38 protein-coding genes and 1 pseudogene are annotated in these 22,013 nt (G+C 26.9%); 26 read left to right on the top strand and 13 right to left on the bottom strand.

Going from position 1 to position 22,013, the window contains the following annotated elements:
- Window positions 1-111: 111 nt before the first annotated feature.
- The 10 genes from DU473_RS06550 to DU473_RS06595 are packed head-to-tail and all read right to left on the bottom strand — an operon-like array spanning window position 112 to window position 6,860.
- Window positions 112-507 carry a hypothetical protein gene (locus tag DU473_RS06550; RefSeq protein WP_131186784.1) on the bottom strand — a complete coding sequence of 132 codons (396 nt, stop codon included), beginning with the start codon at window positions 505-507 and terminating at the stop codon, window positions 112-114.
- A gap of 10 nt (window positions 508-517) precedes the next feature.
- Window positions 518-1,162, bottom strand: a complete 645-nt coding sequence (locus tag DU473_RS06555; protein ID WP_131186785.1) for a hypothetical protein — start codon at window positions 1,160-1,162, stop codon at window positions 518-520.
- Entirely contained in the window at window positions 1,152-1,355 is a 204-nt protein-coding gene (locus DU473_RS06560) for a hypothetical protein (RefSeq protein WP_131186786.1), read from the bottom strand. The genes DU473_RS06555 and DU473_RS06560 overlap by 11 nt, the downstream gene beginning before the upstream one ends.
- The gene (locus tag DU473_RS06565; protein ID WP_131186787.1) at window positions 1,342-2,886 is read right to left on the bottom strand and encodes a portal protein; all 1,545 of its coding nucleotides are present in this window, start codon (window positions 2,884-2,886) and stop codon (window positions 1,342-1,344) included. The genes DU473_RS06560 and DU473_RS06565 overlap by 14 nt, the downstream gene beginning before the upstream one ends.
- Window positions 2,867-3,139 (bottom strand): hypothetical protein, encoded by a 273-nt coding sequence (locus DU473_RS06570; RefSeq protein ID WP_131186812.1) that lies wholly within the window; start codon window positions 3,137-3,139, stop codon window positions 2,867-2,869. The genes DU473_RS06565 and DU473_RS06570 overlap by 20 nt, the downstream gene beginning before the upstream one ends.
- Entirely contained in the window at window positions 3,129-4,421 is a 1,293-nt protein-coding gene (locus DU473_RS06575; RefSeq protein ID WP_131186788.1) for a terminase large subunit domain-containing protein, read from the bottom strand. The genes DU473_RS06570 and DU473_RS06575 overlap by 11 nt, the downstream gene beginning before the upstream one ends.
- Window positions 4,418-4,804 (bottom strand): terminase small subunit, encoded by a 387-nt coding sequence (locus DU473_RS06580; protein ID WP_131186789.1) that lies wholly within the window; start codon window positions 4,802-4,804, stop codon window positions 4,418-4,420. Before DU473_RS06580 ends, DU473_RS06575 begins: the two co-directional genes overlap by 4 nt.
- Entirely contained in the window at window positions 4,804-5,184 is a 381-nt protein-coding gene (locus DU473_RS06585) for a RusA family crossover junction endodeoxyribonuclease (RefSeq protein WP_131186790.1), read from the bottom strand. Before DU473_RS06585 ends, DU473_RS06580 begins: the two co-directional genes overlap by 1 nt.
- 17 nt (window positions 5,185-5,201) lie before the next feature.
- The gene (locus DU473_RS06590; protein WP_052789491.1) at window positions 5,202-5,849 is read right to left on the bottom strand and encodes a hypothetical protein; all 648 of its coding nucleotides are present in this window, start codon (window positions 5,847-5,849) and stop codon (window positions 5,202-5,204) included.
- 9 nt (window positions 5,850-5,858) lie between these two features.
- Entirely contained in the window at window positions 5,859-6,860 is a 1,002-nt protein-coding gene (locus DU473_RS06595; RefSeq protein WP_131186791.1) for a hypothetical protein, read from the bottom strand.
- Window positions 6,861-6,902: 42 nt separating this feature from the next.
- On the opposite strand from DU473_RS06595, the gene DU473_RS06600 reads away from it, so the two are divergent.
- Complete coding sequence (locus DU473_RS06600) at window positions 6,903-7,268, top strand: hypothetical protein (protein WP_002874369.1); 366 nt, start codon at window positions 6,903-6,905, stop codon at window positions 7,266-7,268.
- A 161-nt stretch (window positions 7,269-7,429) separates the two neighbouring features.
- Here the strand turns inward: DU473_RS06600 and DU473_RS08540 are convergent, their stop codons facing one another.
- Window positions 7,430-7,648, bottom strand: coding sequence for a hypothetical protein (locus tag DU473_RS08540; protein ID WP_002826741.1), 219 nt, complete (start codon window positions 7,646-7,648; stop codon window positions 7,430-7,432).
- 111 nt (window positions 7,649-7,759) lie between these two features.
- Here DU473_RS08540 and DU473_RS06610 point away from each other — a divergent pair, with 111 nt between their 5' ends.
- The 5 genes from DU473_RS06610 to DU473_RS06630 all read left to right on the top strand — a co-directional run bounded on the left by DU473_RS06610 (window position 7,760) and on the right by DU473_RS06630 (window position 10,505).
- On the top strand, window positions 7,760-8,494 hold the full coding sequence (locus DU473_RS06610; protein ID WP_131186792.1) for a S24 family peptidase: 735 nt from the start codon (window positions 7,760-7,762) through the stop codon (window positions 8,492-8,494).
- Window positions 8,495-8,594: 100 nt separating this feature from the next.
- Entirely contained in the window at window positions 8,595-9,188 is a 594-nt protein-coding gene (locus DU473_RS06615; RefSeq protein ID WP_131186793.1) for a hypothetical protein, read from the top strand.
- On the top strand, window positions 9,170-9,505 hold the full coding sequence (locus DU473_RS06620) for a hypothetical protein (protein ID WP_131186794.1): 336 nt from the start codon (window positions 9,170-9,172) through the stop codon (window positions 9,503-9,505). The genes DU473_RS06615 and DU473_RS06620 overlap by 19 nt, the downstream gene beginning before the upstream one ends.
- Before the next feature lie 206 nt (window positions 9,506-9,711).
- Window positions 9,712-10,227 (top strand): Panacea domain-containing protein, encoded by a 516-nt coding sequence (locus DU473_RS06625; protein ID WP_002900952.1) that lies wholly within the window; start codon window positions 9,712-9,714, stop codon window positions 10,225-10,227.
- Between the two features lie 8 nt (window positions 10,228-10,235).
- Complete coding sequence (locus DU473_RS06630; RefSeq protein WP_223147417.1) at window positions 10,236-10,505, top strand: hypothetical protein; 270 nt, start codon at window positions 10,236-10,238, stop codon at window positions 10,503-10,505.
- Window positions 10,506-10,529: 24 nt separating this feature from the next.
- Here the strand turns inward: DU473_RS06630 and DU473_RS08260 are convergent, their stop codons facing one another.
- The gene (locus DU473_RS08260; RefSeq protein WP_002900948.1) at window positions 10,530-10,670 is read right to left on the bottom strand and encodes a hypothetical protein; all 141 of its coding nucleotides are present in this window, start codon (window positions 10,668-10,670) and stop codon (window positions 10,530-10,532) included.
- A 179-nt stretch (window positions 10,671-10,849) separates the two neighbouring features.
- Here DU473_RS08260 and DU473_RS06635 point away from each other — a divergent pair, with 179 nt between their 5' ends.
- From DU473_RS06635 to DU473_RS06720, 20 genes and pseudogenes are all read left to right on the top strand, one after another.
- On the top strand, window positions 10,850-11,131 hold the full coding sequence (locus DU473_RS06635; RefSeq protein ID WP_131186796.1) for a hypothetical protein: 282 nt from the start codon (window positions 10,850-10,852) through the stop codon (window positions 11,129-11,131).
- 563 nt (window positions 11,132-11,694) lie between these two features.
- Complete coding sequence (locus DU473_RS06640; RefSeq protein WP_131186797.1) at window positions 11,695-11,943, top strand: hypothetical protein; 249 nt, start codon at window positions 11,695-11,697, stop codon at window positions 11,941-11,943.
- The gene (locus DU473_RS06645; protein ID WP_131186798.1) at window positions 11,924-12,184 is read left to right on the top strand and encodes a hypothetical protein; all 261 of its coding nucleotides are present in this window, start codon (window positions 11,924-11,926) and stop codon (window positions 12,182-12,184) included. Before DU473_RS06640 ends, DU473_RS06645 begins: the two co-directional genes overlap by 20 nt.
- Entirely contained in the window at window positions 12,175-12,405 is a 231-nt protein-coding gene (locus DU473_RS06650; protein ID WP_131186799.1) for a helix-turn-helix domain-containing protein, read from the top strand. Before DU473_RS06645 ends, DU473_RS06650 begins: the two co-directional genes overlap by 10 nt.
- A gap of 1 nt (window position 12,406) precedes the next feature.
- Window positions 12,407-13,261 (top strand): lambda-exonuclease family protein, encoded by an 855-nt coding sequence (locus tag DU473_RS06655; protein WP_131186800.1) that lies wholly within the window; start codon window positions 12,407-12,409, stop codon window positions 13,259-13,261.
- A 48-nt stretch (window positions 13,262-13,309) separates the two neighbouring features.
- Complete coding sequence (locus DU473_RS06660) at window positions 13,310-13,525, top strand: hypothetical protein (RefSeq protein WP_131186801.1); 216 nt, start codon at window positions 13,310-13,312, stop codon at window positions 13,523-13,525.
- 1 nt (window position 13,526) lies between these two features.
- Entirely contained in the window at window positions 13,527-13,751 is a 225-nt protein-coding gene (locus DU473_RS06665; RefSeq protein WP_131186802.1) for a helix-turn-helix domain-containing protein, read from the top strand.
- A 188-nt stretch (window positions 13,752-13,939) separates the two neighbouring features.
- On the top strand, window positions 13,940-14,101 hold the full coding sequence (locus DU473_RS08265; RefSeq protein ID WP_002783965.1) for a hypothetical protein: 162 nt from the start codon (window positions 13,940-13,942) through the stop codon (window positions 14,099-14,101).
- 156 nt (window positions 14,102-14,257) lie between these two features.
- Entirely contained in the window at window positions 14,258-14,914 is a 657-nt protein-coding gene (locus DU473_RS06670; protein ID WP_131186803.1) for a BRO-N domain-containing protein, read from the top strand.
- Window positions 14,915-14,917: 3 nt separating this feature from the next.
- Window positions 14,918-15,655 carry a hypothetical protein gene (locus tag DU473_RS06675; protein ID WP_131186804.1) on the top strand — a complete coding sequence of 246 codons (738 nt, stop codon included), beginning with the start codon at window positions 14,918-14,920 and terminating at the stop codon, window positions 15,653-15,655.
- Window positions 15,655-16,350, top strand: coding sequence for a hypothetical protein (locus DU473_RS06680; protein ID WP_131186805.1), 696 nt, complete (start codon window positions 15,655-15,657; stop codon window positions 16,348-16,350). The genes DU473_RS06675 and DU473_RS06680 overlap by 1 nt, the downstream gene beginning before the upstream one ends.
- Window positions 16,322-16,591, top strand: a complete 270-nt coding sequence (locus DU473_RS06685) for a hypothetical protein (protein ID WP_131186806.1) — start codon at window positions 16,322-16,324, stop codon at window positions 16,589-16,591. The genes DU473_RS06680 and DU473_RS06685 overlap by 29 nt, the downstream gene beginning before the upstream one ends.
- Window positions 16,588-16,959: a YopX family protein gene (locus DU473_RS06690; RefSeq protein ID WP_131186807.1), complete on the top strand. Its 372-nt coding sequence runs from the start codon at window positions 16,588-16,590 to the stop codon at window positions 16,957-16,959. Before DU473_RS06685 ends, DU473_RS06690 begins: the two co-directional genes overlap by 4 nt.
- The gene (locus tag DU473_RS08270; RefSeq protein WP_166683083.1) at window positions 16,956-17,102 is read left to right on the top strand and encodes a hypothetical protein; all 147 of its coding nucleotides are present in this window, start codon (window positions 16,956-16,958) and stop codon (window positions 17,100-17,102) included. Before DU473_RS06690 ends, DU473_RS08270 begins: the two co-directional genes overlap by 4 nt.
- A gap of 172 nt (window positions 17,103-17,274) precedes the next feature.
- Window positions 17,275-17,556: pseudogene (locus DU473_RS06695) on the top strand (DNA methyltransferase); the annotation flags it as partial.
- Between the two features lie 53 nt (window positions 17,557-17,609).
- Entirely contained in the window at window positions 17,610-18,449 is an 840-nt protein-coding gene (locus DU473_RS06700; RefSeq protein WP_131186808.1) for a hypothetical protein, read from the top strand.
- A gap of 10 nt (window positions 18,450-18,459) precedes the next feature.
- Complete coding sequence (locus DU473_RS08475) at window positions 18,460-19,089, top strand: hypothetical protein (RefSeq protein WP_262868194.1); 630 nt, start codon at window positions 18,460-18,462, stop codon at window positions 19,087-19,089.
- 131 nt (window positions 19,090-19,220) lie between these two features.
- Window positions 19,221-19,904 carry an antA/AntB antirepressor family protein gene (locus DU473_RS06710; RefSeq protein ID WP_131186809.1) on the top strand — a complete coding sequence of 228 codons (684 nt, stop codon included), beginning with the start codon at window positions 19,221-19,223 and terminating at the stop codon, window positions 19,902-19,904.
- A gap of 1 nt (window position 19,905) precedes the next feature.
- Complete coding sequence (locus DU473_RS06715; protein WP_131186810.1) at window positions 19,906-20,448, top strand: pentapeptide repeat-containing protein; 543 nt, start codon at window positions 19,906-19,908, stop codon at window positions 20,446-20,448.
- Window positions 20,441-20,611, top strand: coding sequence for a helix-turn-helix domain-containing protein (locus DU473_RS06720; protein WP_116574662.1), 171 nt, complete (start codon window positions 20,441-20,443; stop codon window positions 20,609-20,611). Before DU473_RS06715 ends, DU473_RS06720 begins: the two co-directional genes overlap by 8 nt.
- Here the strand turns inward: DU473_RS06720 and DU473_RS06725 are convergent.
- Window positions 20,608-21,810 carry a tyrosine-type recombinase/integrase gene (locus tag DU473_RS06725; RefSeq protein ID WP_116574661.1) on the bottom strand — a complete coding sequence of 401 codons (1,203 nt, stop codon included), beginning with the start codon at window positions 21,808-21,810 and terminating at the stop codon, window positions 20,608-20,610. The two genes, DU473_RS06720 and DU473_RS06725, sit on opposite strands and share 4 nt — an antisense overlap.
- Window positions 21,811-22,013 lie beyond the last annotated feature (203 nt).

Consider the following 22,013-nt stretch of genomic DNA (forward strand, 5'->3'; position numbering starts at 1 on the left):
ATACTACTTTGTATTATTGTTGTCAATGCAAATTAACAATCAATAAACAAAGCCCCTTATTCAAGGGGTTAAGATTTACCCTTTAAACAAACTCCTTAAATCCAAATTTATTTAATTACTCCAAACATTTTGAAGTTTATTTTCCATATTCTTTCTTCTGTTTAACTCTTCATTGGCTAGATACTTATTGAAGTTATAAGCATCTTTTTGTAAATCAAAATTTTTCTTTGCCATTTTTTGCTGATTATAAGCACCATATAAAGCACCTGCACCGCCTAAAACATTTCCTAATCTATCAAAATTAGTTACCTTATTTGCATCAGAACTTTTAAATAACCAATCTCCAAAATTGCTAAAAGAATTTTTTAATCCATTTAAAAAGCCACTGCTATTACTAGTTAGATTTGGAGTAAAATTATTTGCTTTAATAAATCCATCTGCAAAAGTTGAGCCAAGACCTAAGGTTGATAAATTATTTCCACCTTTTAAAGCTGTCATAAAATCCATTCTTTCTCCTTTATGCTAAGCTTAATAATTCTTTACCAAGATCTATCTCGCTGACTTCGCCTTTTTTTAACTTATCGTTAAAATCACTAGTTCTTACATTATTATTCGCACTTGATAAATCTTCAGCTTTTTTAGCATTATTTGATTTTCCGACCAAATTAAGTAAGGTTTTCCAACTGTCAATATTACCTTCACCCAAACCGCTTAATTTTGTAGCAAGTTCTGCCATAGCTTTTAAATCTGCATCAGGATATGCTTTTCTTAACTCACTTTCTACTTGTGCGTATTTAGCAATAAGTGCATCTTGTTCTTCTTTGTCTTTTTGTTTTTTGTCAAGCTCTTCAAGCCTTTTTAGCTTCTCATCAATACCATCAAGTCCTAATTCTTTTAAATACTGTTCTCTTTGTAATTCTTGTTCGCTTAATTCTTTTTTTGGATTTTTTAAAGCTTCAAGTTCACTCATTAAAGCATTTAATTTGCTATCATTTTCACTTTTATAAGCTTCGAACATTGCTTTATAATCAGGTTCATTTTCTGCTACTTGAGTAGGCTCCTCTTTTATTCCTTGTGTATGTTCTTCGCTATTAGCAACTTCTCCTGTATCACCTTCATCTGATATTGCTTGCATTAGATCTTTTAAAGCATCATTTTCCATCTTCTTCATCCTTTATTTTATTGATTATAGTGTCTAAAAAAGCCATAGTATCTAAGGCTTTTAACCTTATTTCTTTCTCGTCATTATTTTTAGCTATATAAAAACATTCGCTATATTTTGCTTTTATAAATTCAATTAATTTTTTACCTCCTTTGGTTTTAGATATATCACTTTTAATTTCAATACTCAACATTAGTTTCTCCTTGCATTTGTGGATTAATCTCCCCATTATTTTCAAAAGCAAATAAACTATTTACATTCTTTACGCCCAGTATTGGCAATAATTCTTTAGTAAGTTCCTTGCTAGCATTAATAATCCCATAAGCAGAATTTGTATCGCCTATGCTCATATACATTTGATATAATTGTGAAAAAACTTGCATACTAGCTTGAATCCCAGCACGTCTAACTTCTTTATTCATGGCACCTGTGCCAGTTTGAATTTTAAATCTAAAACTTGGAATATCTTCTCTTTGAAAACCATTGAAAAAACTATCTTCTCCATACTTAAAAACAAGCATTGCAAATCTATCAAATAAAGGCTCTATAAAAGTTTCGTTATACTGTCTTATATAATCAGCACTTCTTCTTCCACCTTCTTGTGCTTTTATGCTAATTTCTGTTGCTGTTTCATTTTGTGCAGTTTGAGCTCCATTGTTTTGTGGACTAACTCCTGTAACTTCTGTGAGTTCGCTTTCTAAAAGCTGTAAATTCATTCCCGCACTATTTACATTTGGTGGTGGTAATATTTGCACACCCTTTGGATCGTCTGTATATATTGGTTTTCCTAAGGTTTCTATATCTTCTCTGCTTACTCCCATTGATTTTGGCATCATTATTTTAGGCATGATATGAGTTCTTACTGCATCTATTAAAAGATTTCTAGTTATATTAATTTCATCTTGCAAAGGCATAGCAGAAGCCATTATAGGCTCGCCATAAGCACTTACATAGTTTTCGTTATCTATCTTTTTAAGTTGTGGTAGCATTGAACCCCAAACAAAAGGTTGTCCATCTTGCAAAGTAACTTCATTTCTTAGTAAATTATTTTCAAAAAGAGTAGAAACAACCCAAGTATCATCATTTTTTCTTTCGTAAATATCATAAAGCTTAACTTTTTTATACTCATCATCTTCATCAAAAAGTTTTTGGATTTCTATGTTTTTATAAAATCCTAGCTTTTGTCTTTCGTGGATTTGATTATAAGTTAGGTAAATTTCATTAACTATATAACCTACATCTTCACTATTTAACGCATTTGGGTCAAAGAATATACTATCAATATCTACTCTTTCAATTCGTGGCATTCCCTTATGCCAAGTAATCTTAGCTATACTTGTTCCCACAAGCAACACATCTAAGAAAAGCGGTTGAAAAATCTTAAACATATTGATTTTTCCACTATAAAAATCAATCGCGTTCTGCCATAGCTCTATAATCGTATCATCACTATTAATGTAAGTTTCAATATCTGCCATTCTCTCACTATTAAAATACACATCATTTAGGCTAGTTATGAGATATTTTACTTTTGCATTGATCTTAGGAATATAAATACTTGATTTATTTCTTTTTCTTAATTTTTGCATTGCCTTATTTTCAAGCAAATAAGCATCTTGCAACTCTTTAAAATGTGGTTTATAATTTTCATATCCGCTTTTGCTTTCGTTAATTAATTGTGTCAAAAACGACACTCTTTCATCATTAGTTCTTTTTGTTTTCATTTATGATTCTCCATATTGTCGTTTTGCTTAAATTGGTTATTTTTAAAATATCTTTTTCACTTACACCTTTATCAAGTAAAAATTCTGCAAACTCTCTTTTAAATTTCTTTTTAGAGATATTGTTAAATCCAGAAACAAGTTCTAAAAATTCATTAGCCAAACTTGACTTTATAGCGTCATCACTTAAATTTGAAAGCTTTTTAATCTTGTTTGCATCAATTGCATTATAAATCATTAAAAACTCACCAGCCATCATAACTCCAATCTTCATTAGTATCACTTCTGCTGTATAGTTTTTCAAAAAAAGTCAAAGCCACCGCATCGCTAACATCAGGACTTTTTCCATAATTCTTTTTTAATTGTTCTTTTGAAACTATTTTTAAAAGTCCTTTATTGCTATATTCATATTCAATCATTCTCATATCTTTTTTTAATTCTTCATCTTTAATAAGCTCCATATGTTTTAAGTTTTTAGCAAAGGTAAAATACATTTGTGCTCTTTTGTTTAAGTATTCATTGCTGGTTGCAGAATTTGCAGAGTTTGCTTCAAATACAGGCAAACCATAATTTAATAAAACATCATATACACCTACACCAAGTCCGCAAGTATCTATAAAAATTCCCTTTGGTTTTTCTTCACTTTTGTTATATTCAGCTAGTATTCTATTAGCAAGTTCCATAGTTCCAAGTTGTGAGTATTTTTTTATTTCATCAACTACAAAACCCTTCCTTTTTGCGAGTACACTTTTATCATCACCATATCTTGCTACATCAAGTCCCCAAATATTCTCACCTTGCATTTTTTCAATACTAAAAGAGTTCTTGTTCATTGCATTTTCAATTTCACTTAACGCAAAAAGTTCTGCACTAGAGCTATCGATAAACTCGCCATAAATTTCTTGTTTGACAACTTCACTATCTTCGCCACCGACTTCTTCAATTAATTCTTTGATTTGTTCCTCTTTTAAAAATGGATTATCATAGCTTGAGAATTGAAAATGCTTCCAATTTTTATCACTTAATTCTTTTTTGCAAAGCTCGTAAAATAGATTTTTTCCTTTTGGAACTCCACCTATAATCGCTCTTGATTTTGGATTATCAAGTAGCATAGGACGTATAGCGTTGTACCAAAGGTATTCTCCTTTGCTTCCTTTTAGGATAATTCCTGCTTCATTTAAAATAACAAGGTCATATCCAAATCCCTCAATATTTTCACTTCTTTCAGCACTTCTCATATGAAGTACAGCTTTATTAATGATTAGCTTCTTATCTTGCACACTCCAAGAATAAAAATCTTTTGGAAGTTTTTTAAGTTCAGGAATAAAATATAACTCATAATAGTTTTGTAAATTTGCTTGAATCGTATCTACCCATAAAACATTTTGTCCTAAAAGCAAGCTTTCGATAACAAATTTTGCACTACCCCTTGTAAAACCTAGTCTTCTACCTTTTGCTACTGTTACAAAGCGTGGATTTTTATCATCAAAAACTTTAAGTTGTGCAGGAGTGTAAGAAAAGTCAAGTTTTAGTTTCATTTTATTTCACTTCTTATTATTTCGATTTTTTGCACATTATCGCTGAGTATTTCTTGCTTATCAACGTATCCATGCTGATTTTTTAGTAAGAACATACTAACACTTGGGGTATAAGTACCAATTAAAGAATGGTTGAGTATATCCATTTCGCATCTTTGTTTAGCCTTAGCTATAATTTCGCCAAAGTCTTTATCTTTTTCCCAATCACTTAAAGTTTGCATTGATATTCCTAAATGAACTGCCAAACCTACCTTTGTTTTAGGTGTAAAAATAACGCTTTCTTTAGTCTCTTTTAATACAACTCTTTCATTAAAATAACTCTCTACTTTTGAAATAAGTTCTTCCTTTGTGATGCTTTTGCCATTTATCGTCATTCTTGCCATTACATAACCTTTTCTTTAAAATCAAACTCTTTGATTTCTAAGTCTAAAAAAGACTTTTTAAAAGTAACGATCTCGTAATCACCTTTTAAAACATTCTTGTCATTTTCAAATAAAGCATCTAATACACCTTTTACGATATTATCCGCATCGCCGTTCTTTTTATTGTTAAAGCCTATTTTTAAAGAAAACTCATATTTCTTTTGCTTATCAAAGGCTTGAAAACAGCTAATATTATTTTGTCTTCTAAACTCCATTTGCAAGAGTTTTTTAAAATCTAAATATTTAAGATAATCTTTACATGCAAATTTAGATCTTTGCGTGGTTCTTTTATAAGGAACTGGGTTGCTTTTTAAATCAATTTTTAAAATATACTTTTCCATTTCAGACTTTCTTAAATTTAGCTTATGCGTTTAAAAGCTATTTTGCTTTTAAGAATTTTTTCAAATCTGCTCTTATTCTCATTAAATAGCCTTTTTTCTTCAGCTTTTTCAAGCTCTCTCATTTCATCTAAAGTTAAAACTCTTTCTATTTCTCGCACTGGTAAAGAATACTCTAAATCTCTTCCTATCCTATCTTGATTTTTGAACATGAAATCAACTAAAGCTTCTTTAAATTCTCCATTAGCTATTAAATCACCATCTTTATAAGTGATTTGCTTAAAAGCATTGATACAAATTAAAGAATCTATCGATTCTTGATTCATTTTAATTTTTTGATTGCTTCCGTAATTTGCAAAATATGAGTATTTAAAATCTCCTTGAAAAACTCTAAAACAGGCTTGATTTTTGTATTTATTGCAAAGCCATTCTAAAAAAATTTCTTTGTCTTCAAAACGCTTTTTAAACTCTATTTCAGCTCTTTTGCAAACTCTTCTTAATTTCTCATAGGTTGTCCCTACGATATTCTCTCTTTCTAAAGTTTCGAAATAAAAATCTAAGAAAGAGTGGATATCATCAACGCTTTTTAGATATCTACCAACGATATCAGTTGCTTGAGCCTTATTAATTTCTAGTAGATCTATTAAAATTTGTATTTTTTCTTGCATTTTCACTCCTTAAAAGCATCCTAAGAGATTAACTTCATTTTCTTTTTTCATTCCGTAATATTCCATCAAGCTATCAACCACACTAGGATCAGATTCTTTTTTTCTGCTAAAACGCTGATTCTTTCTTACTTCATTTTCTTTAGCATATTTAAGCCAAGTATAAAGACTACCTGCAACACTTGACATTCTTTTTCCATTTCTTTTCCACTCTCTTGCATCCCAATAGCCTATAAAATCATTAGCCAGCTCTTCGCCAAAGTTTGTTCCATTTTTCTCATTAAAAGCTATTATTTGCCCCATAAGTTCATTAGCATTTGGGACTTTAAACTCTTTTTTAGCCATTTTTTCATATTCCTTTTCATTAAGTTTTAAAAAGCTCAAAGCAAAAGAGGCGTTTTGCTTAGAAACGCAACTTTTCTTTTCTTTGTTATTTTCTAAATTTTCTAAATTCTCTTTTTTTATAAATTCTTTATTATTTATATTTATATTATTTATAAATTTATTATCACGTGCGTGCGTGCGTGTTTCTATATATAGGGAATTTTGATTTTTTTCGTTTTCAGTGGTTAAATTTCTGTCGATTGATGAAGTGTTATTTTTAAGAGTTTTGCTTAGCTTTTCATCGCTGCTTTTAAGCAAAGATAAAGATTTGTTAAAATGCTTTTTAACTTGATAATTCTCATCTTTTAAAATCCACTCATAAAAATTTAAAGATCCATTTCTAACTTTTCTAATTTCTAAAAGTCTAAGTTCTATTAATTCTTTTTTAGCAATTCTTAGTCTATTTAAACTTATTCTTTGATTGTTTTTAACCTTTATAAACTCTCTTAAATAGATCTCACTTACAATCGTTTTTTCACTAAGCTTTGCTAATTGAATATAAAGTGCTAAAGCATCAACACTAAGACCACCATAAGCTATAGTATTTGATAGTCTTAAATAGCCTTTTCTTTCTCTTAAACTTTTACGCCCCAAAGCTACATCAAAGCTTGCTATAAAACTTGGTATCACCAACTCTCCTTTATGTTATAATTTAAATTAAAAAGGTTTTTTATGTTTAATTCTTTCTTATCCGAAATGCTAAAAACCGCCACTTTAGAAAATTTGTTATATTTTTTAATAGGTGTTTTATTTGGTTTAAGTATCCGTCCTTTGTTTTTATATTTAACTAAAAAACAAAAACTAAAAAGAGTTTGTATTAAAGATATGAAGCTAGAAAACGATTTGACAAAAAGACTATATCCTAACTTAGGATATAAATTAGTTACAAAAAAAACTCCTTTTGAAATGGTTTTTAAAAAAGATAAATTTAAATACATTATTTGTCCTCACTACCGTGATAAAAAATGCGTTTTAGATAATGATAAATGCAAGATATTAAAATCCCAGCCGAAATACCAGCCACTAGAAACAGTCTAAAATGCAACATCATCAAAGTAAAAATAAATAATCCTATTATTTCAAATACCCTATCAAGCATTAATCATCCTAAAAGATTTTCCAAATTAAAAAATAAACTAAAAAAACCTATTGAAAATCCCGCTATAAAAGCCATTTTTTAACCTTTAGTTTAATCACTTTCATTCTCTATCCTTTCGTTTTCTCCCACGCTTAGGTATGTTTATAAGATTGCTACGAACATCCACCCAAAATTCATGAGGTATTCCATAGAGTTTTTTAAACTCTATTTGTTTTTTAAAGCTTGGGCGTGATTTATTTGTTCTAATCTTTTTAACACTAATAACCGTATAGTGATTACTCAATATTTTTGTAAAATCAAAAAAATCTATTTTTTTCATAACGAAAGTATAAAATAAAGAAACTTAATAAATATTTAATTATGTTTCTAATTATGGAACATAATCTGCTTGAAAAAAGTGTATAATTTTTATACTAAAAAAGGAGAGAATATGGGAAGAAATGGAGATATATTCGATTTTCATTTTGATACTGAAAAATTTAAATTTTATTTAAAAAATAGAGATAAAAAAGTTACATATCAAGATTTGATGGAAATTTTATATAAAAATGGCATAGAAAGTTCAGAAGCAACAATAAAAAAATGGTTGATGTCTAAAGAAGATAACAAAACAAAACCTAAACCACAATATATAAAAATTTTATGTAATGCATTGGATATTCCTTTCAACGAAGTGATATTGCAAGATGTTTTTAGAAATGATAATCAAATAGAATTTAGATACTTTCCAGATATTTATGCTAGTGCTGGACTTGGAACCTCATCTCAATGCGAAGAAGTGAAAATAGTTTCAGTTGATGAAAATTTTCTAAAAGAAATTTTAGATATACCTATAAAGAAGAGTTATGATATTATAAAAATTAATGGCGATAGCATGGAACCAATTTTATCTAATGGAGATTTTATTATTATAGATAGAAGTAAAAATTCGCTTGGAACTATTTCAAATGCTGATGTAGTGATTTTTAGAAAAGGCGAAGATCTCTTTTGTAAAAAAATTAAAAAAGAACCTTTTGCAGATTATATATTTTTAGTTTCTGAAAATAAAAAATACGAGGATAAAAAAGTAGATAACAACGAATTTGAACAATGCGAGATCTTAGGCGCTGTAGTATCAAAAATGGCTACTCAAACCTTTAAAAATTTTATAGAAGTGGTGGGATGATAAATATAAAATCATAAGCTTGTTTGTGATAAATTTTAATTTTTATTTTATTTGAAGAGTTAAACTGATAAAATTAGTTAAATGGAACAAGGAGTTAATTATGAAAGGAATAATCTCTGGCGTATGTGCCATAGCTTTACTTGTATCTGCTAATACATTAAATGCTGACTATAATGCAAAGTTACCCATAGAAGTAAAATCAAAAAATACTCAACATGCTTTAAAAACTGTTAAAACGGAATATTATATTAGTTTGTGCAGTGAAGTTGAAAAATTAAATAGATGGGCTTTTTATACTAGTTTATGTGACCAAAATTATTTTTTAACACTTGAAGGAAAAAATAAAATAAAAGAAAAGCAAAAAATAAGAAAAATTATTAAACAATTAAATAAAACAATTACAATTTCTAAAAAAAGAATGAGTGATAAAAATTTTGCAAAATTTGGAAATGCTGATTCAAATGTATACTATTCATCTTTGGCAACAAAAAACATATTAGAAACAATATTAGATGAAGATTTTATGAAAATTACAGGTGGTTTTGACACTTCATTGTTTAAAGAAGATTTTGATATTATAGAATATGGAAAAAGTATAGAAGCGGTATATAAAAATATTACCAATGAAGAAAAACAAGAATTTGCACTTATTAGAGAAAGAGCTGAGGAATATGAGTGCCTATTCCAGATTTAAATATTAAAATAATTAGATTTTTAAAGGATACTTATAAAAATGAAGCATATATTTATGGAGTTTTTAGCGTTTATCTTAAAAAACATCTCTCGAGCTTAGATGAAGACTCAAGCATTGAAGATATATACAATATTGTAAGGAGTATTGACGAGAATAAATTAAATGAATTGTATGCAGCCATTAAATCACAAGAAGACTCTACTAAATTTTCAGAAAGCATAAAAAGTAGATTTTTTAAACTCATATGCCAAGAAGTTAATATAACAGAAAATGAAATGAAAGCTTTTTTAGAATACCATAAAACCAACTACAATTAAAAATTTTATAGAAGTGGTGGGATGATTAGGTTTAGAGACTTTAAAATAATAAAGAAGATGAGAATATAAAAAAATATAAGGTTGATTGTGATATTTTAACTAATTATTAGCTTAAATAATTTTTTAGTTTAATTATTAGATATTATTTAGATATTATATGATATTATATGATATTATATATCTTAAAAAAAGCAAGGTAAAAACGTATGAAAGCACTAGATGTTGCAAAATATTTTTTATTTTTGGCTAGAAATAGAGAAGCTGGAGATACTATTAGTAATTTAAAAATTCAAAAAATGCTTTATTATGCACAAGGATATTCTCTTGCCTTATTTAATAAGCCACTTTTTGACGATAGGATAGAAGCATGGAAGCATGGTCCTGTAGTAAAAAAAATATATGAACAATTTAAGCAGTATGGTTCAAATTCTATATCCTTTAATGAGCTTGATGACTTTGATACAGATTGTATTGCTAGCAATAAAGATATACATGAACTTTTAATTTTTATTTTTAATAAATATGGTTCCATAGGAGCATGGAAACTTAGAGACAAAACACATATGGAAGATCCTTGGAAAAATTCTTTTATTGAAAGTCTTGCAAATGAAATAACACAAGACGCAATAGCTGATTTTTTCAAAAAAGAAAACAAAAAAGAAGCATTAAGATTAAAAGCATTACAAAAAAACGATGAAGAAATTAATTCATTATGGCGATAATTAATTTTATGTATTTTTTAGACTTGCTTTCTTTAATGTCCGAAATAAAAAAAGAAATTTTGATTGAAAATCAACATGAATTGTTAAAATATTTGTCTCATTTAGGAGAAAATGAAAAATTTGATTCAAATAAATGCTTTAAAGCATTAAATAACATAGATGAAAATTATTTCATTTGTATAGGTTTAATTAATAAGGAAGAGCAAAAAGAATTTTGTAAAAATATTTTTATCATTCTAAAAACAAAATGGAGTAGCTTTAGCTCTTGTTTTTGTTAAAATTTATAATTTTTTAACTTGTAACTAAAGCATTCTCTGCGTTTGATAATATTCTTCTGCTTTAATATCTTTTTTTAAATCATAATTGTTTTTCCCAAGAATTTCATCAAGGGCTTGTTCTATCTCTTCAATGCTAACTCTAAAAAATTCTTTTCTTATATCCATCGCATTAATCCTTCCAATTTTCTAAAAATATTTTTAAATATTTTTAGATTTTTCATCTTCCCATTAAAAAATTATACCACAAATATTTTTTAAAAAAGTTTCTAATTAATATACTAAATTAAATTTTAATTAAGTTTCTTTATTATATACTTTTATCAACAAAACAAAAAGGAGAAAAAATGAGTTATTTATCTTGCTCTGTAGAAAATTCACATTGTGAGTATGAAAAATATTTAGAAAATCAAGACAATGAAATGAAACAAGAAGAACTTAGAAGTGGAAAAAGCTTTAAAATACTTTATGAAGATTTTGATAATTTTTTTCTTACTTTAAACAATCTAAACAAAGATGATGAGTTTTTAACATCATTAAGTGCTTACGGAGATGAATTTATAAATGATTGTTTTAATTTACTTGAGAATTTAAAAACTTTCAAAAATAAATACGAAAAGCTTTATTAAAAGTTTAACAAGTTCTTTAAAAAAGAACTTTCTTAAGCTTTTGACTGCTTGGAAATTAAGCTTTATCATTATGTTAATGATTTTGAATAGCAGAAGGGTTTGCAAGTTATCCACAAACTTGGCTTGTGATTATTGTTTATAGTGCTATTTTAAAGGTTTTCTTGCACTTTAAAAACGACAGAAAATCAAGGATTTAAGAAAATATTTGTATAATTATAAAGTTTAAGTGGCTAATTTCTCTTGGTGGGGAAGGAGCTGTTTTTAATGATAGAAAAGATTTTAAGTATTATTTTCTTATTATTGAAAATAGTAAAAGAGTTGATTAAAATAATTAATCAACTCCATTAAAAAACCTACTAAATTATAAAATAGCCTTGCTTAGCCTATACTTAAACAATACTCACGCCAAGAGAGCAAGGCTCTTGGCTTTTCTTAAACTCCTTTAATACTTAAAGAGACAATCTAACTTCCTTATTTAAAATTAACCCATCAAAGCTAAAATTTTAATTATCCTTTCCTAATTTTTATGATTGTCTCTTTAAGTATTAAAAAAAGGAGAAATCATGAAAGCTTATCATCATAAAAATCAAGTTATTCAAAAATTTAGCAAAGAAGAATACCGCTTATTTAACGATGAATATAAAAAATTAAAAAAAGACCTTTTGTATTATAAAAATCAAAGTGAAAAATACTTTAAACTTTATGAAGAAGAGGCTAAAGAGCATATTAAAACATTTAAAGAAAAGATTGCTTTAAATGCCAAGCTATTAGAAATTATCCAAAGGAAAAATAATGTTTGTAAGCATATTTAGTCTCAAAGAAAAATATAAAAGATTAAAAAATGAAAATGAGCGTTTAAAAAATCTTTTAATATTGAAAGATAAAACAATCAATGAAAGCTTTGAAAAGCTTAAATTTGAAACAAAAACAAACTCAGATCTTAATCGTTTTCGCATTGAAGTTCTTGACATATTAGGACTAATAGGAGTTCATAAAAATAATGAATTAGCCATAAAAGAAATTAAAAGATTAAAGGAAAAAGAATGGGAGTAACTACAATATCACGAGAAAAACAAATCTTAAATATTTTATTAAATAAAGGAAAAATAGATAATTTTTATTGCATAGATACAAGAATTACAACAAGGCTTGGAGCTTATATTTGTAATCTTAGAAATAAAGGTTATATCATAGAAACACAAAGAAGCAAAGAGAGTAGAAACACATATTATATTTTAAAAGATATTCCTAAAAATTTAAAAAAGGTAGGATAAGATGAATTGTAAAATAATTGATTTAGAACAAGGAAGCAAGGAATGGTTAGAATTTAGAAAAGGAAAAATAGGTGCTTCTATGGTGGCATCTTGCGTAGGTATCAAAGATGCTTTTAATTCTAAAGAAGAAGCAAGGGATATCATTTTAGGACTTAAAGAAGTCTATCAAAATGAAGCTATGAAAAAAGGCAATGATTATGAACCTTTGATTAGATCTAGGGTTGAGTTTTTGCATTCTGTAAGTATCACTCCTATAGTTTTACAAAGCTTAGAAAATGAAATGTTTATAGCAAGTTTAGATGGCTTAGATGAAAATGGAATTGTTTATGAGTTTAAATATTCGCAAAATGAATATGATTTTGTGAAAAAAAATAAAAAGCCAAGTGATAAATACTATGCACAAGTGCAATTTGGACTTTATATCAGTGGTAAAGAAAAATGTATATTTGTGGCTATGAATAAAGAAGAAGAAATTATAGAGTGTGAAGTCTTTAAAGATGAAGCTTATCAAGAATGGTTGGTTAAAAATGTAAAGCAATTTATATTAGATTATATCATAGATCAAAAAAGTGAATATAAAGAGCTTGAAGATACTAAAGCAAAAAATCTAACGATTGAAATTATAAGGCTTGAAAATACGATTAAACCTATTAAAGAAAAGCTAGAAAGTCTTAAAAAAGAACTTATAGCCTTAGCAAATGGTGAGAAAGCAAGATGTTTAGATATTACAATATATCCACAAAGTAGAACTACAATTGACTATAAGGGCTTTTTAGAGCAAAAAAATATTACTGTGCCTAAAGAGTTTTATAAAGAAAGTATTTCAATGTGTTTAAAAATCAAAAAAGGAGCATAAAAATAAATTACTTTTTGATAAAATTATAAAAACAAAGGAAAGGTTAAAATGTTAAATTTAAAAAGTTTAGAAATCACCTGCAAACAATGTAAAACTAAAATCACTTTAGATATAGGTAAAACTGTCATTGTATGCCCACTTTGCAATAATGTTTTTTTTAATTCTTATGATGAAGCTCCACTTTCTAAACTAGGAAATATATTTCAAAGCTTAAAAGAGCATAAAAAAGCAGAGTTTAGATTTATCGCAGATGAAAAGGAATAAAATGGCAGAAGAAAACATTGTTAAAGAAGTTTGTAAAGAGTTAAATATCACACAAAAGGAGTTAAGCGAGATTTTGGGGGTGCCACAAACGACTATATCAGGTTGGGCTACTACAAAAATTCCAAAAATGGCAGAACTTGCTTTAAATCTTTTGATTGAAAATAAGACTTTAAAGGAAAAATTAGAGATTTTTAAAAAAGCCCATAAAATAGCAAGTGAGTTATAAGGTATAGACAATTTGTCCATACCTTTAAATACTAATTTTAGAATTTATTTAAATTATTTTACTAAAATTAGTTTTATTTACTTGACTATTTTCTAAAAATAGTATATAATTCTTACATAATTACTAAAATTAGTAATTTATGTTCTTTGAATTAGGGTTGTTTAAGATTTTTGTGTTAGAATTTAGCTATGTTGGAATTAATTAAAAATATAGGACTTGGCTTATTTGTTAATGGGAGTTTCGCATTAATGAATTTTGACTTTAAACCGCAAAGCTTTATCATAACTGCTTTTAGCGTTGGGATTATGGCTATATGTATTCTTATGCAAAGGAGGCAAAAAGATGAATGAGATAGGTTTAAACATTATTGCAGGAGTAAGCGTTATACTCTTTGCTTATACTTGCTATCTATTTTATAAGCAAAATAAGTCTCTAAAAGACAAAACGAAAGAGAGTAAGCACTAAATCAAAACAACCCTTTCAAAGCATAAAATGAAAGGGTTAATATGCTATCACAAATACAAAATAATACCTCAATACAAGTTGCTTCATTTTATGAAGTTACCAAAAATTCAATCGCAAAACATTTTTTAAGAAACGCTGACGAACTCATAGAAAATATACATTATTTCTACGATTATGAGCAAACCAAAGGCGGAAGACAAAAAGTAGTCAAATGGACTTTAGAAGGTGTTTATATGCTAGGCTTTTTTATCAAAAGTCCTAAAGCTAAAGAATATCGCAAGAAAGTAGCCAAGCTTTTAAGAGAACAAAGCGAAGCGAGATTTAAAGCTTTATCTAGTGAAAATAAAAGGCTAAATTCTTTAAATCATCATCAAAAAATCGGCTACAAATCCCAATTAGCACAGCAAAAGGAAAAATATGAAAATGAGATTAAAGCTTTAAAATACGACCTAGAACACAAAAAGGAGTTGAGTTTTAAAAGAAAACTCAGTCAAAAAGAATTGCTTGAGCTTAGAAAAATACTAGCTCGTGATTATGACATTCTTTGTATGAAAGAGTGGGAGTTTAGTTTATTTGCCGAAAAAATAGGTAAAAATTCAGTGTTTGAAGCTGTTTTAAATAAATTAGAAAAAGAGCTTAATTATTGGCAAAACTATGAAAAATACGAAGAAAAATGGAGAAAAATATTAAGGAGATGAAAAATGAGTAATGAAGTTGTATTAAAAGAAGAAAATAAGTTAGAAATAAATTTTAATCCTTATGAGCTTGCTTTGGTGAAAGGCGATTTATCAAAACTTAGTGATGTAGAACGAGCAAGTTATGTTAAAAATCTTTGTGAAAGTTTAGGTTTAAATATGCTTACAAAGCCTTTTGAATATATAGTATTAAATGGTAGATTAACCCTTTATGCAAATAAATCAGCCACTGATCAGCTAAGACAAATCAGAAAAGTAAGTATTACAAAAACAGAAGTAAATCAAGTCGGAGATATTTACATGGTTACAGCATACGCAGCAACACCAGATGGAAGAACTGATTGCGATACAGGTGCTTTAAATATTAAAAATTTAGGCGGTGATAATTTAGCAAACGCAATAATGAAAGCTATCACAAAAGCAAAAAGGCGCGTAACCTTAAGTATTTGCGGACTTGGAATGCTTGATGAGAGTGAATTGGAAACAATAAAGGAAAAGCGATTTTTAAATCCAAATGAAGATTTAAAAGTTTGGAGTAATGATGAAAAAGTAGCTTTAGAAAATAAAGCAAAAGAGATAAAAGTTTTAGGTGCTGAACTTAGAAAATTTATGAGTGATAATGGTTTAAACACTCAAGAGCAAAATGATTTTATAAAAAAACATTCTTTATTTACAAGTGAAAAAATACAAGAGTTGCTAAATGATAAAGAAAAAGCACTTAAAACTATCAAAGGAGAATTATAATGTTACCAGCATTTACGGCAAGTTTTGAAGTGGCAAATTATGCACCGAGTGTGGAGTATTTAAATGAAGGTGGGCTTTATAGCGGAGTTTTTCGCAAAGCCTTTTTGTATGAAAAGATAGCAAGTGATGGAAGTAATAATACTTTTATTTGTTTTGAATTTTTAACTAGAAAAGAACAAAAACTAGCTATTTTTAATCTTTTTGTAGCCAAAAATAACGATTTTAGCTATATCAATAAAAATGGAGAAAAAGAAAATTATTTAGGATTTAGACAATTAAACGCTATTATGAAATTCTTTGGAATTGATGAACTTGATTTTAGTGAAAAGGGAAATGAGAATGTTTTTGGAGTGCAGACTGAAGTTATTTATCTAAATTCTTTAGTTAATAAACTTTTAGTTTTAGGTTTTGGAACAGAAGAATATTTAAGTAAAAATGGAGAACTTACTAACAAAATCTTTCTTGATAGAATTTTTAATGAAAAAATGCAAAGTATGGATGAGTTTATAAACAATAAAGAACCTTTATCTATAAAATCTTTTAAAGCAAGGCATAAATCTTTAAATAATGATAACAATAAATCAAATACCCCAAAAGAAAATCAAAGTTACAATCCTTATGGCAATGAAATAAAAAAGCCAAACAATGATAAATATATAGAGCTAAATGAAGAAAATAGCGACCTACCATTCTAAAATAGCTTTAAGTGATATTATACCTTTTTCAGATCGAAGAAAAGCCTTTGTTTTATTTGCTAAGAAAAATAATTTTATTTTAGAAAAAAAGTCTTTTATTCGCGGCTTTGGATTTTTCATATCAATTAATATGCTTAAAAAATTACTGAAAATCTACAATGAAACAAGAAAAACAAATATTAAAAACTGCTTATCAAAAGCTTTTTTAGATATTGAAAATTTTTTAAAGGATAAAAAATGAAACTAAAAGATTTTGACTTTAGAATCTGGAATAACAATTCTAAAACATATGAAGCAAAAAGTATAACAGAGGCGTTAGGTTTTATAACTAGTGTATTTAATCAATTAACTTATGAAAATTCTCTTATAGATTATGAAATAGAACTTTGGACGGGTTATAAAGATTGCAAAAGAAACAAAATTTACGAAGGTGATATACTTAAAGACAATGGCTACCCATTTGCAGATTTACTTTATAAAGTTGTTTTTAAGAATGGGAGCTTTTATTTAGTTGATATAGATGAAATAGATGAAAATTTAATGCACGGTTTACCAGCCGAGATTGAAGTTATTGGAAATATACATGAAAATAAGGAGCTGTTAAAATGAAACTGCTTAATTTTCTTAAAATTAAAACTTATTGGTTTTGTTCTTATCAGTATGAAAAAGATAATAAAAAATTTAGTAGTGATTTGGTTGTGGCTGATATTAGATATTTTTGGCAAAAAAATAGATGTTGTTCAAATTTATGATTATGTAATCAAAAATATACAAAAAACTAACATGGCAGAAAGTGTCATCATTAAACAATTTAATAAACTATAAAGGATTAATAAATGAAAACTTTAAGAGAACAAATAGAAGTTATGGAAGCTTTCGAAAGAGGAGAGAAAATACAAGCTAATTATAAACTTAAAGATTTAGAATATTGGAAAGATGATTTATAACTGCATGGATTGGCAAAAAGATGAAGGCATTCCTAAAGTGCATCCTACTCAAAAGCCTGTTAAGCTTTTAGAAAGACTTATAAAGATTTTTACAGATGTAAATGATGTAGTAATTGATCCATGCGCTGGAAGTGGTAGCACACTTTTAGCAGCTTGTAATTTAAACCGCAAAGCTTATGGTTTTGAAATTAAAAAAGACTTTTTTAAAAGTGCTAATGAAATTATGTTTAAACACATAGAAAGAAGTCTATTTGCTTAAGTAAGTTTTGATAAAATAATAAAAGAATAATTATTAAATAAAGAAAGAAATACATGTCAGAACAAACTTATGAGTTAAGATTTGAATATTTTAATGAAGAAAATGCTACATTATTTTTCCAAAAAATTACAGATTTTTTACTAAGTATTGATAAGTTGAATAATTCATTAGTATCTGTTTTTGGTATAGAAATTGATATAAATATTCAAATTAAATCTATAGAAAAAGGCTCTATAAGAATATGGATTGCTGAAAAACTTAACAAAATAAGCGATGATGATATAAAACATTATGTTAGCAATCCGAGAGAATTACTTGCTGATTTGCTTATAAAATCTAAAAAAATGATTTTAGAGAAAATACAAGATAAAAAATGCCAAGATATTCCAAAAGAATATAAAAACATTATAGAAAAAAGCGACTTAAAAGATTTTGGATACAACAATAATGAAACCAATCTATTAACCTGTGTATCAGATCTAACACATAAAGCAAAGGAGTTTAAACATAAACCTATGATAATATTTGAAGAAAAAGTATATGGAATAAGTGAAACATTTGATTATAACCCAAAAACAGCTGATGGGGTTAAGGAGCAAATAAGTAAAATGCAAGGTGCGTTTATAATAAAAAAGCCAGATTTAACCGGAGAAAGTAAATGGGAAATTATTAACGACAAGGTTATAAAAGTTAAAATCAATGATGAAAATTTTAAAAACAAACTCAAAGACAGAAGTATAAAACTATCTTACGGGGATAAGATAAAAGGCGTTTTAATTTCTAAAACCTATATTAGCAAAGATTTGGAAGTTTTAGAAAATGAATATTTTTTAGAAGATATCAAAGGCATTATTGAGCCAAGTTATACACAAGAAAAAAGTTTATTTAAATAAAGGAGAATTAATGCAAAATTTAGAAAAATATAGAAAAGAAATATTTAAAAATGAAACTTCAGCAGGTGATGAAGGTGTTATAGCAGAAAGTATAGATATAGTAAATGATAAGTTTGGACTCAATCAAGAACAAATGCTACAAGCCCTTAACTTTTTATATAGCATAAAAGATAGTTTTTTAGGAAGAACAAAAAAAGAGCCATTTGATAATATAGTAAGTGAATTATCTTCTAAAATTATAAAATATCTAAGACCATCATTGATTGTATCAGAAAAAAAATTCAAAGAAGAAATTGATGAACTTTTATTAGATTATGGCTTAAAAATAGATATGCAAGAAACAAATGCTTATGAACAAATGTATAGCATATATAAAGAGTGGCAGTTAGAAAAAAGTGATAATTTGTTTTTTAATAGAAAATCTGTGGGTATGTGGATAGAATGGCTTAAAAATAGCTATAAATATATATTTGATTTGCATTTTTCTGCAATAGAAAAAGAAAGTAAGGGAAGTAATATCGTGCAGATAAGGCTTAGTAATAAGCAAAAAGGTGAGTTACAAAAAAAAGCCGATGAAGTTGGTTTGCCACTTACACAATATATTATTTTTCTTATTACAAAAGATTTAAAAGACTTGTAAAACTTTTTAACAAATTTGTTAAAAAGATACATATCAATTTCTTATCATTTTATATTCTTTTATATTGACAAGTGATATTGTTTTATATATAATTTGATTTATAAATGAATTTATTGTGATAAGGAAATGATATGACAGATTTAATCCCGCTTAGACACAACAATCAAATTTTAGCTAGAGATTTGCATTTTTTTATTGATGCTAAGAGACAATTTGCAAATTGGATAAACGAAAGAATTGAAAATTACGACTTCATTGAAAACCAAGACTACATTATAGAACTTGTTTATACAAAAGGTCGCCCACGCAAAGAATACTATATAACCTTAGATATGGCAAAAGAACTTTGTATGGTTGAAAACAACGAAAAAGGCAGACAGGCAAGGCGTTATTTTATAGAATGTGAAAAACGCTTAAAAAACCTTGAACAAGAGCAAATGCAAAAACTAGCTTTTCATCAAAGCTTAGGTTATAAATCACAGCTTAAACAACAAAAGGAGAAATATGAAAACAAAATCAAAGCCCTTAAATACGACTTAGAAAAGAAAAAGCAGTTAAGTTTTAAAAGAAAGCTTAGTGAAAAAGAGCTTTTAGAGCTTAGGAAAATACTTGCTAAAGATTATGACATTCTTTGTTTTAAAAAATGGGAATATATGTTATTTGCTGAAAGTGTTTCAGGTAAAAACTATAAACTAGAAAAAGAAAATGATTTTTGTATTTATAAAAGTATAAAAGATAGTTTTAATTCTAAATTAGATTATTATAAAAACTATGATGAATACGAAGAAAAATGGAAAAAAATATTAAGGAGATAAATTGGGAGTTTTAAAAAGATTAGATAAAACTATTATTATAGAAGATGATAGAAAAAGTGAAAAAGAATTAGTCGAGCACTGCATTTTAGAAGGTATTTCTTTAAATGATGCGAACTTAGAAAATCTAAATTTAAGTGGTTTAGATTTTGATAATGTATTTATAAATGGTGCTAGTTTTAAAAATGCTAATTTAAATGATATTTCAAGCAAGAATGCGTCTTTTATAGATTGCGATTTTAGCGGAGCAAGTTTTCATTTTTGTAATTTTTTAAGAACAGAATTTGAAAATTGTATATTTGAAAATGTAAATCTTAGAGATTGTATAGGAGATATGAAAAATATCTTTAGCGTTGTCTTGGATACTTATGTTATGAGTTTTACTAAAACTATAATGAATTTAGGTTGTGATAGCAAAAGCATAGAGGATTGGAGAAAAACAACCACTGATGATATAGATGATGAAGAGCAAAAATGGCTTTGGAAATATTATAAAGAACTTATTTTTGAAATTATAGATAAAAGATTAGGAGTTAAAAATGATTAAAGAATATATGAGCGAAAAAGATTTGAGTAAATTTTTAAATATAAGTCTTACTTCATTATGGAGACTTAGGAAAGAAAATAAAATCCCTTATATTAGAATAGGTAAAACAATAAGGTATGAAAAAAATGATATAATCAAATGGATAAAAACTCATTCTTTTTAAAAATCAAAATCACAAAGTGAATTCAAATAATCACCATACCAATTCATTAACTTAATCCTTAAATTTATAGCCTTAGATCTATCATAAGCCCTTGTTACTTCATTGCCATTAATATGATGCAATATCATTTCGGCTATATCTTTACCTATCCCAAGTTTTATAAGCTCATCACTTTTTTCAGTGCAAATACTTCTAAAAGTGCTTCTAAAACCATGTATAGTATGTTCTAATTTATATGTTTTAAAAAATTTCACTCCAAAACTTTCACTAATAATCCCATTATTATTAGTGAAAATATATTCTTTATTCCCATTTAAAATTCTTTGAATTTCTAAAACTTTTAATGCATATTTATTTAATGGAATAATATTATCTCCATTATTAGACACTTTCATTTCATCTGCTTTTATTATCCAAAGATTATTTTTAAAATCAATATCACTCCATTTGGCAAAACGTATATTTTTACTTCTTTGTGCAGTTAATAAAGTAAAATAAATTGCATTGATAATAGTCATATTTGTTTTTGGTAACTTGGAATATTTTTTTATACAACAAAGTAAATTTTTAATTCCTATTTCATCAACTATAGCTTTATAATGCTTAGCTTGTGTATAATTTGCCTCTTTATAAAATCTTTGTAAGTCTTTTAAGTGTAAAACAATATCTGTTTTTAAATCTCCTCTTTGCCTGCAAAATTCTAAAACTCTACATAAAAAAGATATACTTCTACTAATAGTCTCAAAAATTCCCTTTTTATACATAAGGTCAAAAATTGGCAAAAAATCATCTTTTTTTAAATCATTTATAGCTTTATTTCCTAAAGTTGAATTGAAATATTTTCCATAAACTAATTGCTCTTTTTTGATTGTAGCCCTGCTTAATTTTTTTGCTTTAATTTCTACATAAAGAGCATTAGCTTTATTTAAAGTTACTTCTTTTTCACTTTTTGAAACAAAGCTCCCATCATACATTGACTTTAAGAGCTCTTTTGCCTTTTCTCTTGCATTAGTAACATTTAAAATACCTTTTTGACATTCTCCAATGGTTATAAATTGTTTGAATTTCGAAGCCCTTAAATAAAAAACTTTTTTTCCGGTTGGATTAACACGAACATATAATTCTTTTGGCTCACCAACACTAATCATATATCTTTTTTCTTTAATTTCTAAATTATCGATATCTTTTTGAGTAAGCATTTTTTTAACCTTATAGATTTTTGTAGCCCAAATTGATTTTTAATACTTTGGCTACATAAATGGCTACAGAATTATAAGAAAAAATAGAAAAAATTGCAATTATTATAAATCAAATGAAATAATAAGAATACTGAAAAATAGATATTTTGAAAGGTTTTTAAATTTTAAGAAATTAAATGATGGTGGAAGCGAGGGGAATTGAA

The organism is Campylobacter novaezeelandiae (genome assembly GCF_004323845.1).
Lineage (GTDB): Bacteria > Campylobacterota > Campylobacteria > Campylobacterales > Campylobacteraceae > Campylobacter_D > Campylobacter_D novaezeelandiae.

Bases quoted from the DNA above. Each gene is read 5' to 3' on its own strand.
- DU473_RS06660 (WP_131186801.1), top strand. From the start codon at position 13,310: ATGTTAAATTTAAAAAGTTTAGAAATCACCTGCAAACAATGTAAAACT.
- DU473_RS06655 (WP_131186800.1), top strand. From the start codon at position 12,407: ATGAATTGTAAAATAATTGATTTAGAACAAGGAAGCAAGGAATGGTTA.
- DU473_RS08540 (WP_002826741.1), bottom strand. From the start codon at position 7,648: ATGAAAAAAATAGATTTTTTTGATTTTACAAAAATATTGAGTAATCAC.
- DU473_RS06725 (WP_116574661.1), bottom strand. From the start codon at position 21,810: ATGCTTACTCAAAAAGATATCGATAATTTAGAAATTAAAGAAAAAAGA.
- DU473_RS06630 (WP_223147417.1), top strand. From the start codon at position 10,236: ATGTATTTTTTAGACTTGCTTTCTTTAATGTCCGAAATAAAAAAAGAA.
- DU473_RS06640 (WP_131186797.1), top strand. From the start codon at position 11,695: ATGAAAGCTTATCATCATAAAAATCAAGTTATTCAAAAATTTAGCAAA.
- DU473_RS06610 (WP_131186792.1), top strand. From the start codon at position 7,760: ATGGGAAGAAATGGAGATATATTCGATTTTCATTTTGATACTGAAAAA.
- DU473_RS06575 (WP_131186788.1), bottom strand. From the start codon at position 4,421: ATGAAACTAAAACTTGACTTTTCTTACACTCCTGCACAACTTAAAGTT.
- DU473_RS06615 (WP_131186793.1), top strand. From the start codon at position 8,595: ATGAAAGGAATAATCTCTGGCGTATGTGCCATAGCTTTACTTGTATCT.
- DU473_RS06580 (WP_131186789.1), bottom strand. From the start codon at position 4,804: ATGGCAAGAATGACGATAAATGGCAAAAGCATCACAAAGGAAGAACTT.
- DU473_RS06720 (WP_116574662.1), top strand. From the start codon at position 20,441: ATGATTAAAGAATATATGAGCGAAAAAGATTTGAGTAAATTTTTAAAT.
- DU473_RS06665 (WP_131186802.1), top strand. From the start codon at position 13,527: ATGGCAGAAGAAAACATTGTTAAAGAAGTTTGTAAAGAGTTAAATATC.
- DU473_RS06565 (WP_131186787.1), bottom strand. From the start codon at position 2,886: ATGAAAACAAAAAGAACTAATGATGAAAGAGTGTCGTTTTTGACACAA.
- DU473_RS06600 (WP_002874369.1), top strand. From the start codon at position 6,903: ATGTTTAATTCTTTCTTATCCGAAATGCTAAAAACCGCCACTTTAGAA.
- DU473_RS06710 (WP_131186809.1), top strand. From the start codon at position 19,221: ATGACAGATTTAATCCCGCTTAGACACAACAATCAAATTTTAGCTAGA.
- DU473_RS06685 (WP_131186806.1), top strand. From the start codon at position 16,322: ATGAAGAAAATAGCGACCTACCATTCTAAAATAGCTTTAAGTGATATT.
- DU473_RS06690 (WP_131186807.1), top strand. From the start codon at position 16,588: ATGAAACTAAAAGATTTTGACTTTAGAATCTGGAATAACAATTCTAAA.
- DU473_RS06680 (WP_131186805.1), top strand. From the start codon at position 15,655: ATGTTACCAGCATTTACGGCAAGTTTTGAAGTGGCAAATTATGCACCG.
- DU473_RS06645 (WP_131186798.1), top strand. From the start codon at position 11,924: ATGTTTGTAAGCATATTTAGTCTCAAAGAAAAATATAAAAGATTAAAA.
- DU473_RS06560 (WP_131186786.1), bottom strand. From the start codon at position 1,355: ATGTTGAGTATTGAAATTAAAAGTGATATATCTAAAACCAAAGGAGGT.
- DU473_RS06555 (WP_131186785.1), bottom strand. From the start codon at position 1,162: ATGGAAAATGATGCTTTAAAAGATCTAATGCAAGCAATATCAGATGAA.
- DU473_RS06570 (WP_131186812.1), bottom strand. From the start codon at position 3,139: ATGGCTGGTGAGTTTTTAATGATTTATAATGCAATTGATGCAAACAAG.
- DU473_RS06585 (WP_131186790.1), bottom strand. From the start codon at position 5,184: ATGGAAAAGTATATTTTAAAAATTGATTTAAAAAGCAACCCAGTTCCT.
- DU473_RS08260 (WP_002900948.1), bottom strand. From the start codon at position 10,670: ATGGATATAAGAAAAGAATTTTTTAGAGTTAGCATTGAAGAGATAGAA.
- DU473_RS06550 (WP_131186784.1), bottom strand. From the start codon at position 507: ATGGATTTTATGACAGCTTTAAAAGGTGGAAATAATTTATCAACCTTA.
- DU473_RS08270 (WP_166683083.1), top strand. From the start codon at position 16,956: ATGAAACTGCTTAATTTTCTTAAAATTAAAACTTATTGGTTTTGTTCT.
- DU473_RS06625 (WP_002900952.1), top strand. From the start codon at position 9,712: ATGAAAGCACTAGATGTTGCAAAATATTTTTTATTTTTGGCTAGAAAT.
- DU473_RS06675 (WP_131186804.1), top strand. From the start codon at position 14,918: ATGAGTAATGAAGTTGTATTAAAAGAAGAAAATAAGTTAGAAATAAAT.
- DU473_RS08475 (WP_262868194.1), top strand. From the start codon at position 18,460: ATGCAAAATTTAGAAAAATATAGAAAAGAAATATTTAAAAATGAAACT.
- DU473_RS06650 (WP_131186799.1), top strand. From the start codon at position 12,175: ATGGGAGTAACTACAATATCACGAGAAAAACAAATCTTAAATATTTTA.
- DU473_RS06670 (WP_131186803.1), top strand. From the start codon at position 14,258: ATGCTATCACAAATACAAAATAATACCTCAATACAAGTTGCTTCATTT.
- DU473_RS06700 (WP_131186808.1), top strand. From the start codon at position 17,610: ATGTCAGAACAAACTTATGAGTTAAGATTTGAATATTTTAATGAAGAA.
- DU473_RS06590 (WP_052789491.1), bottom strand. From the start codon at position 5,849: ATGCAAGAAAAAATACAAATTTTAATAGATCTACTAGAAATTAATAAG.
- DU473_RS08265 (WP_002783965.1), top strand. From the start codon at position 13,940: ATGTTGGAATTAATTAAAAATATAGGACTTGGCTTATTTGTTAATGGG.
- DU473_RS06635 (WP_131186796.1), top strand. From the start codon at position 10,850: ATGAGTTATTTATCTTGCTCTGTAGAAAATTCACATTGTGAGTATGAA.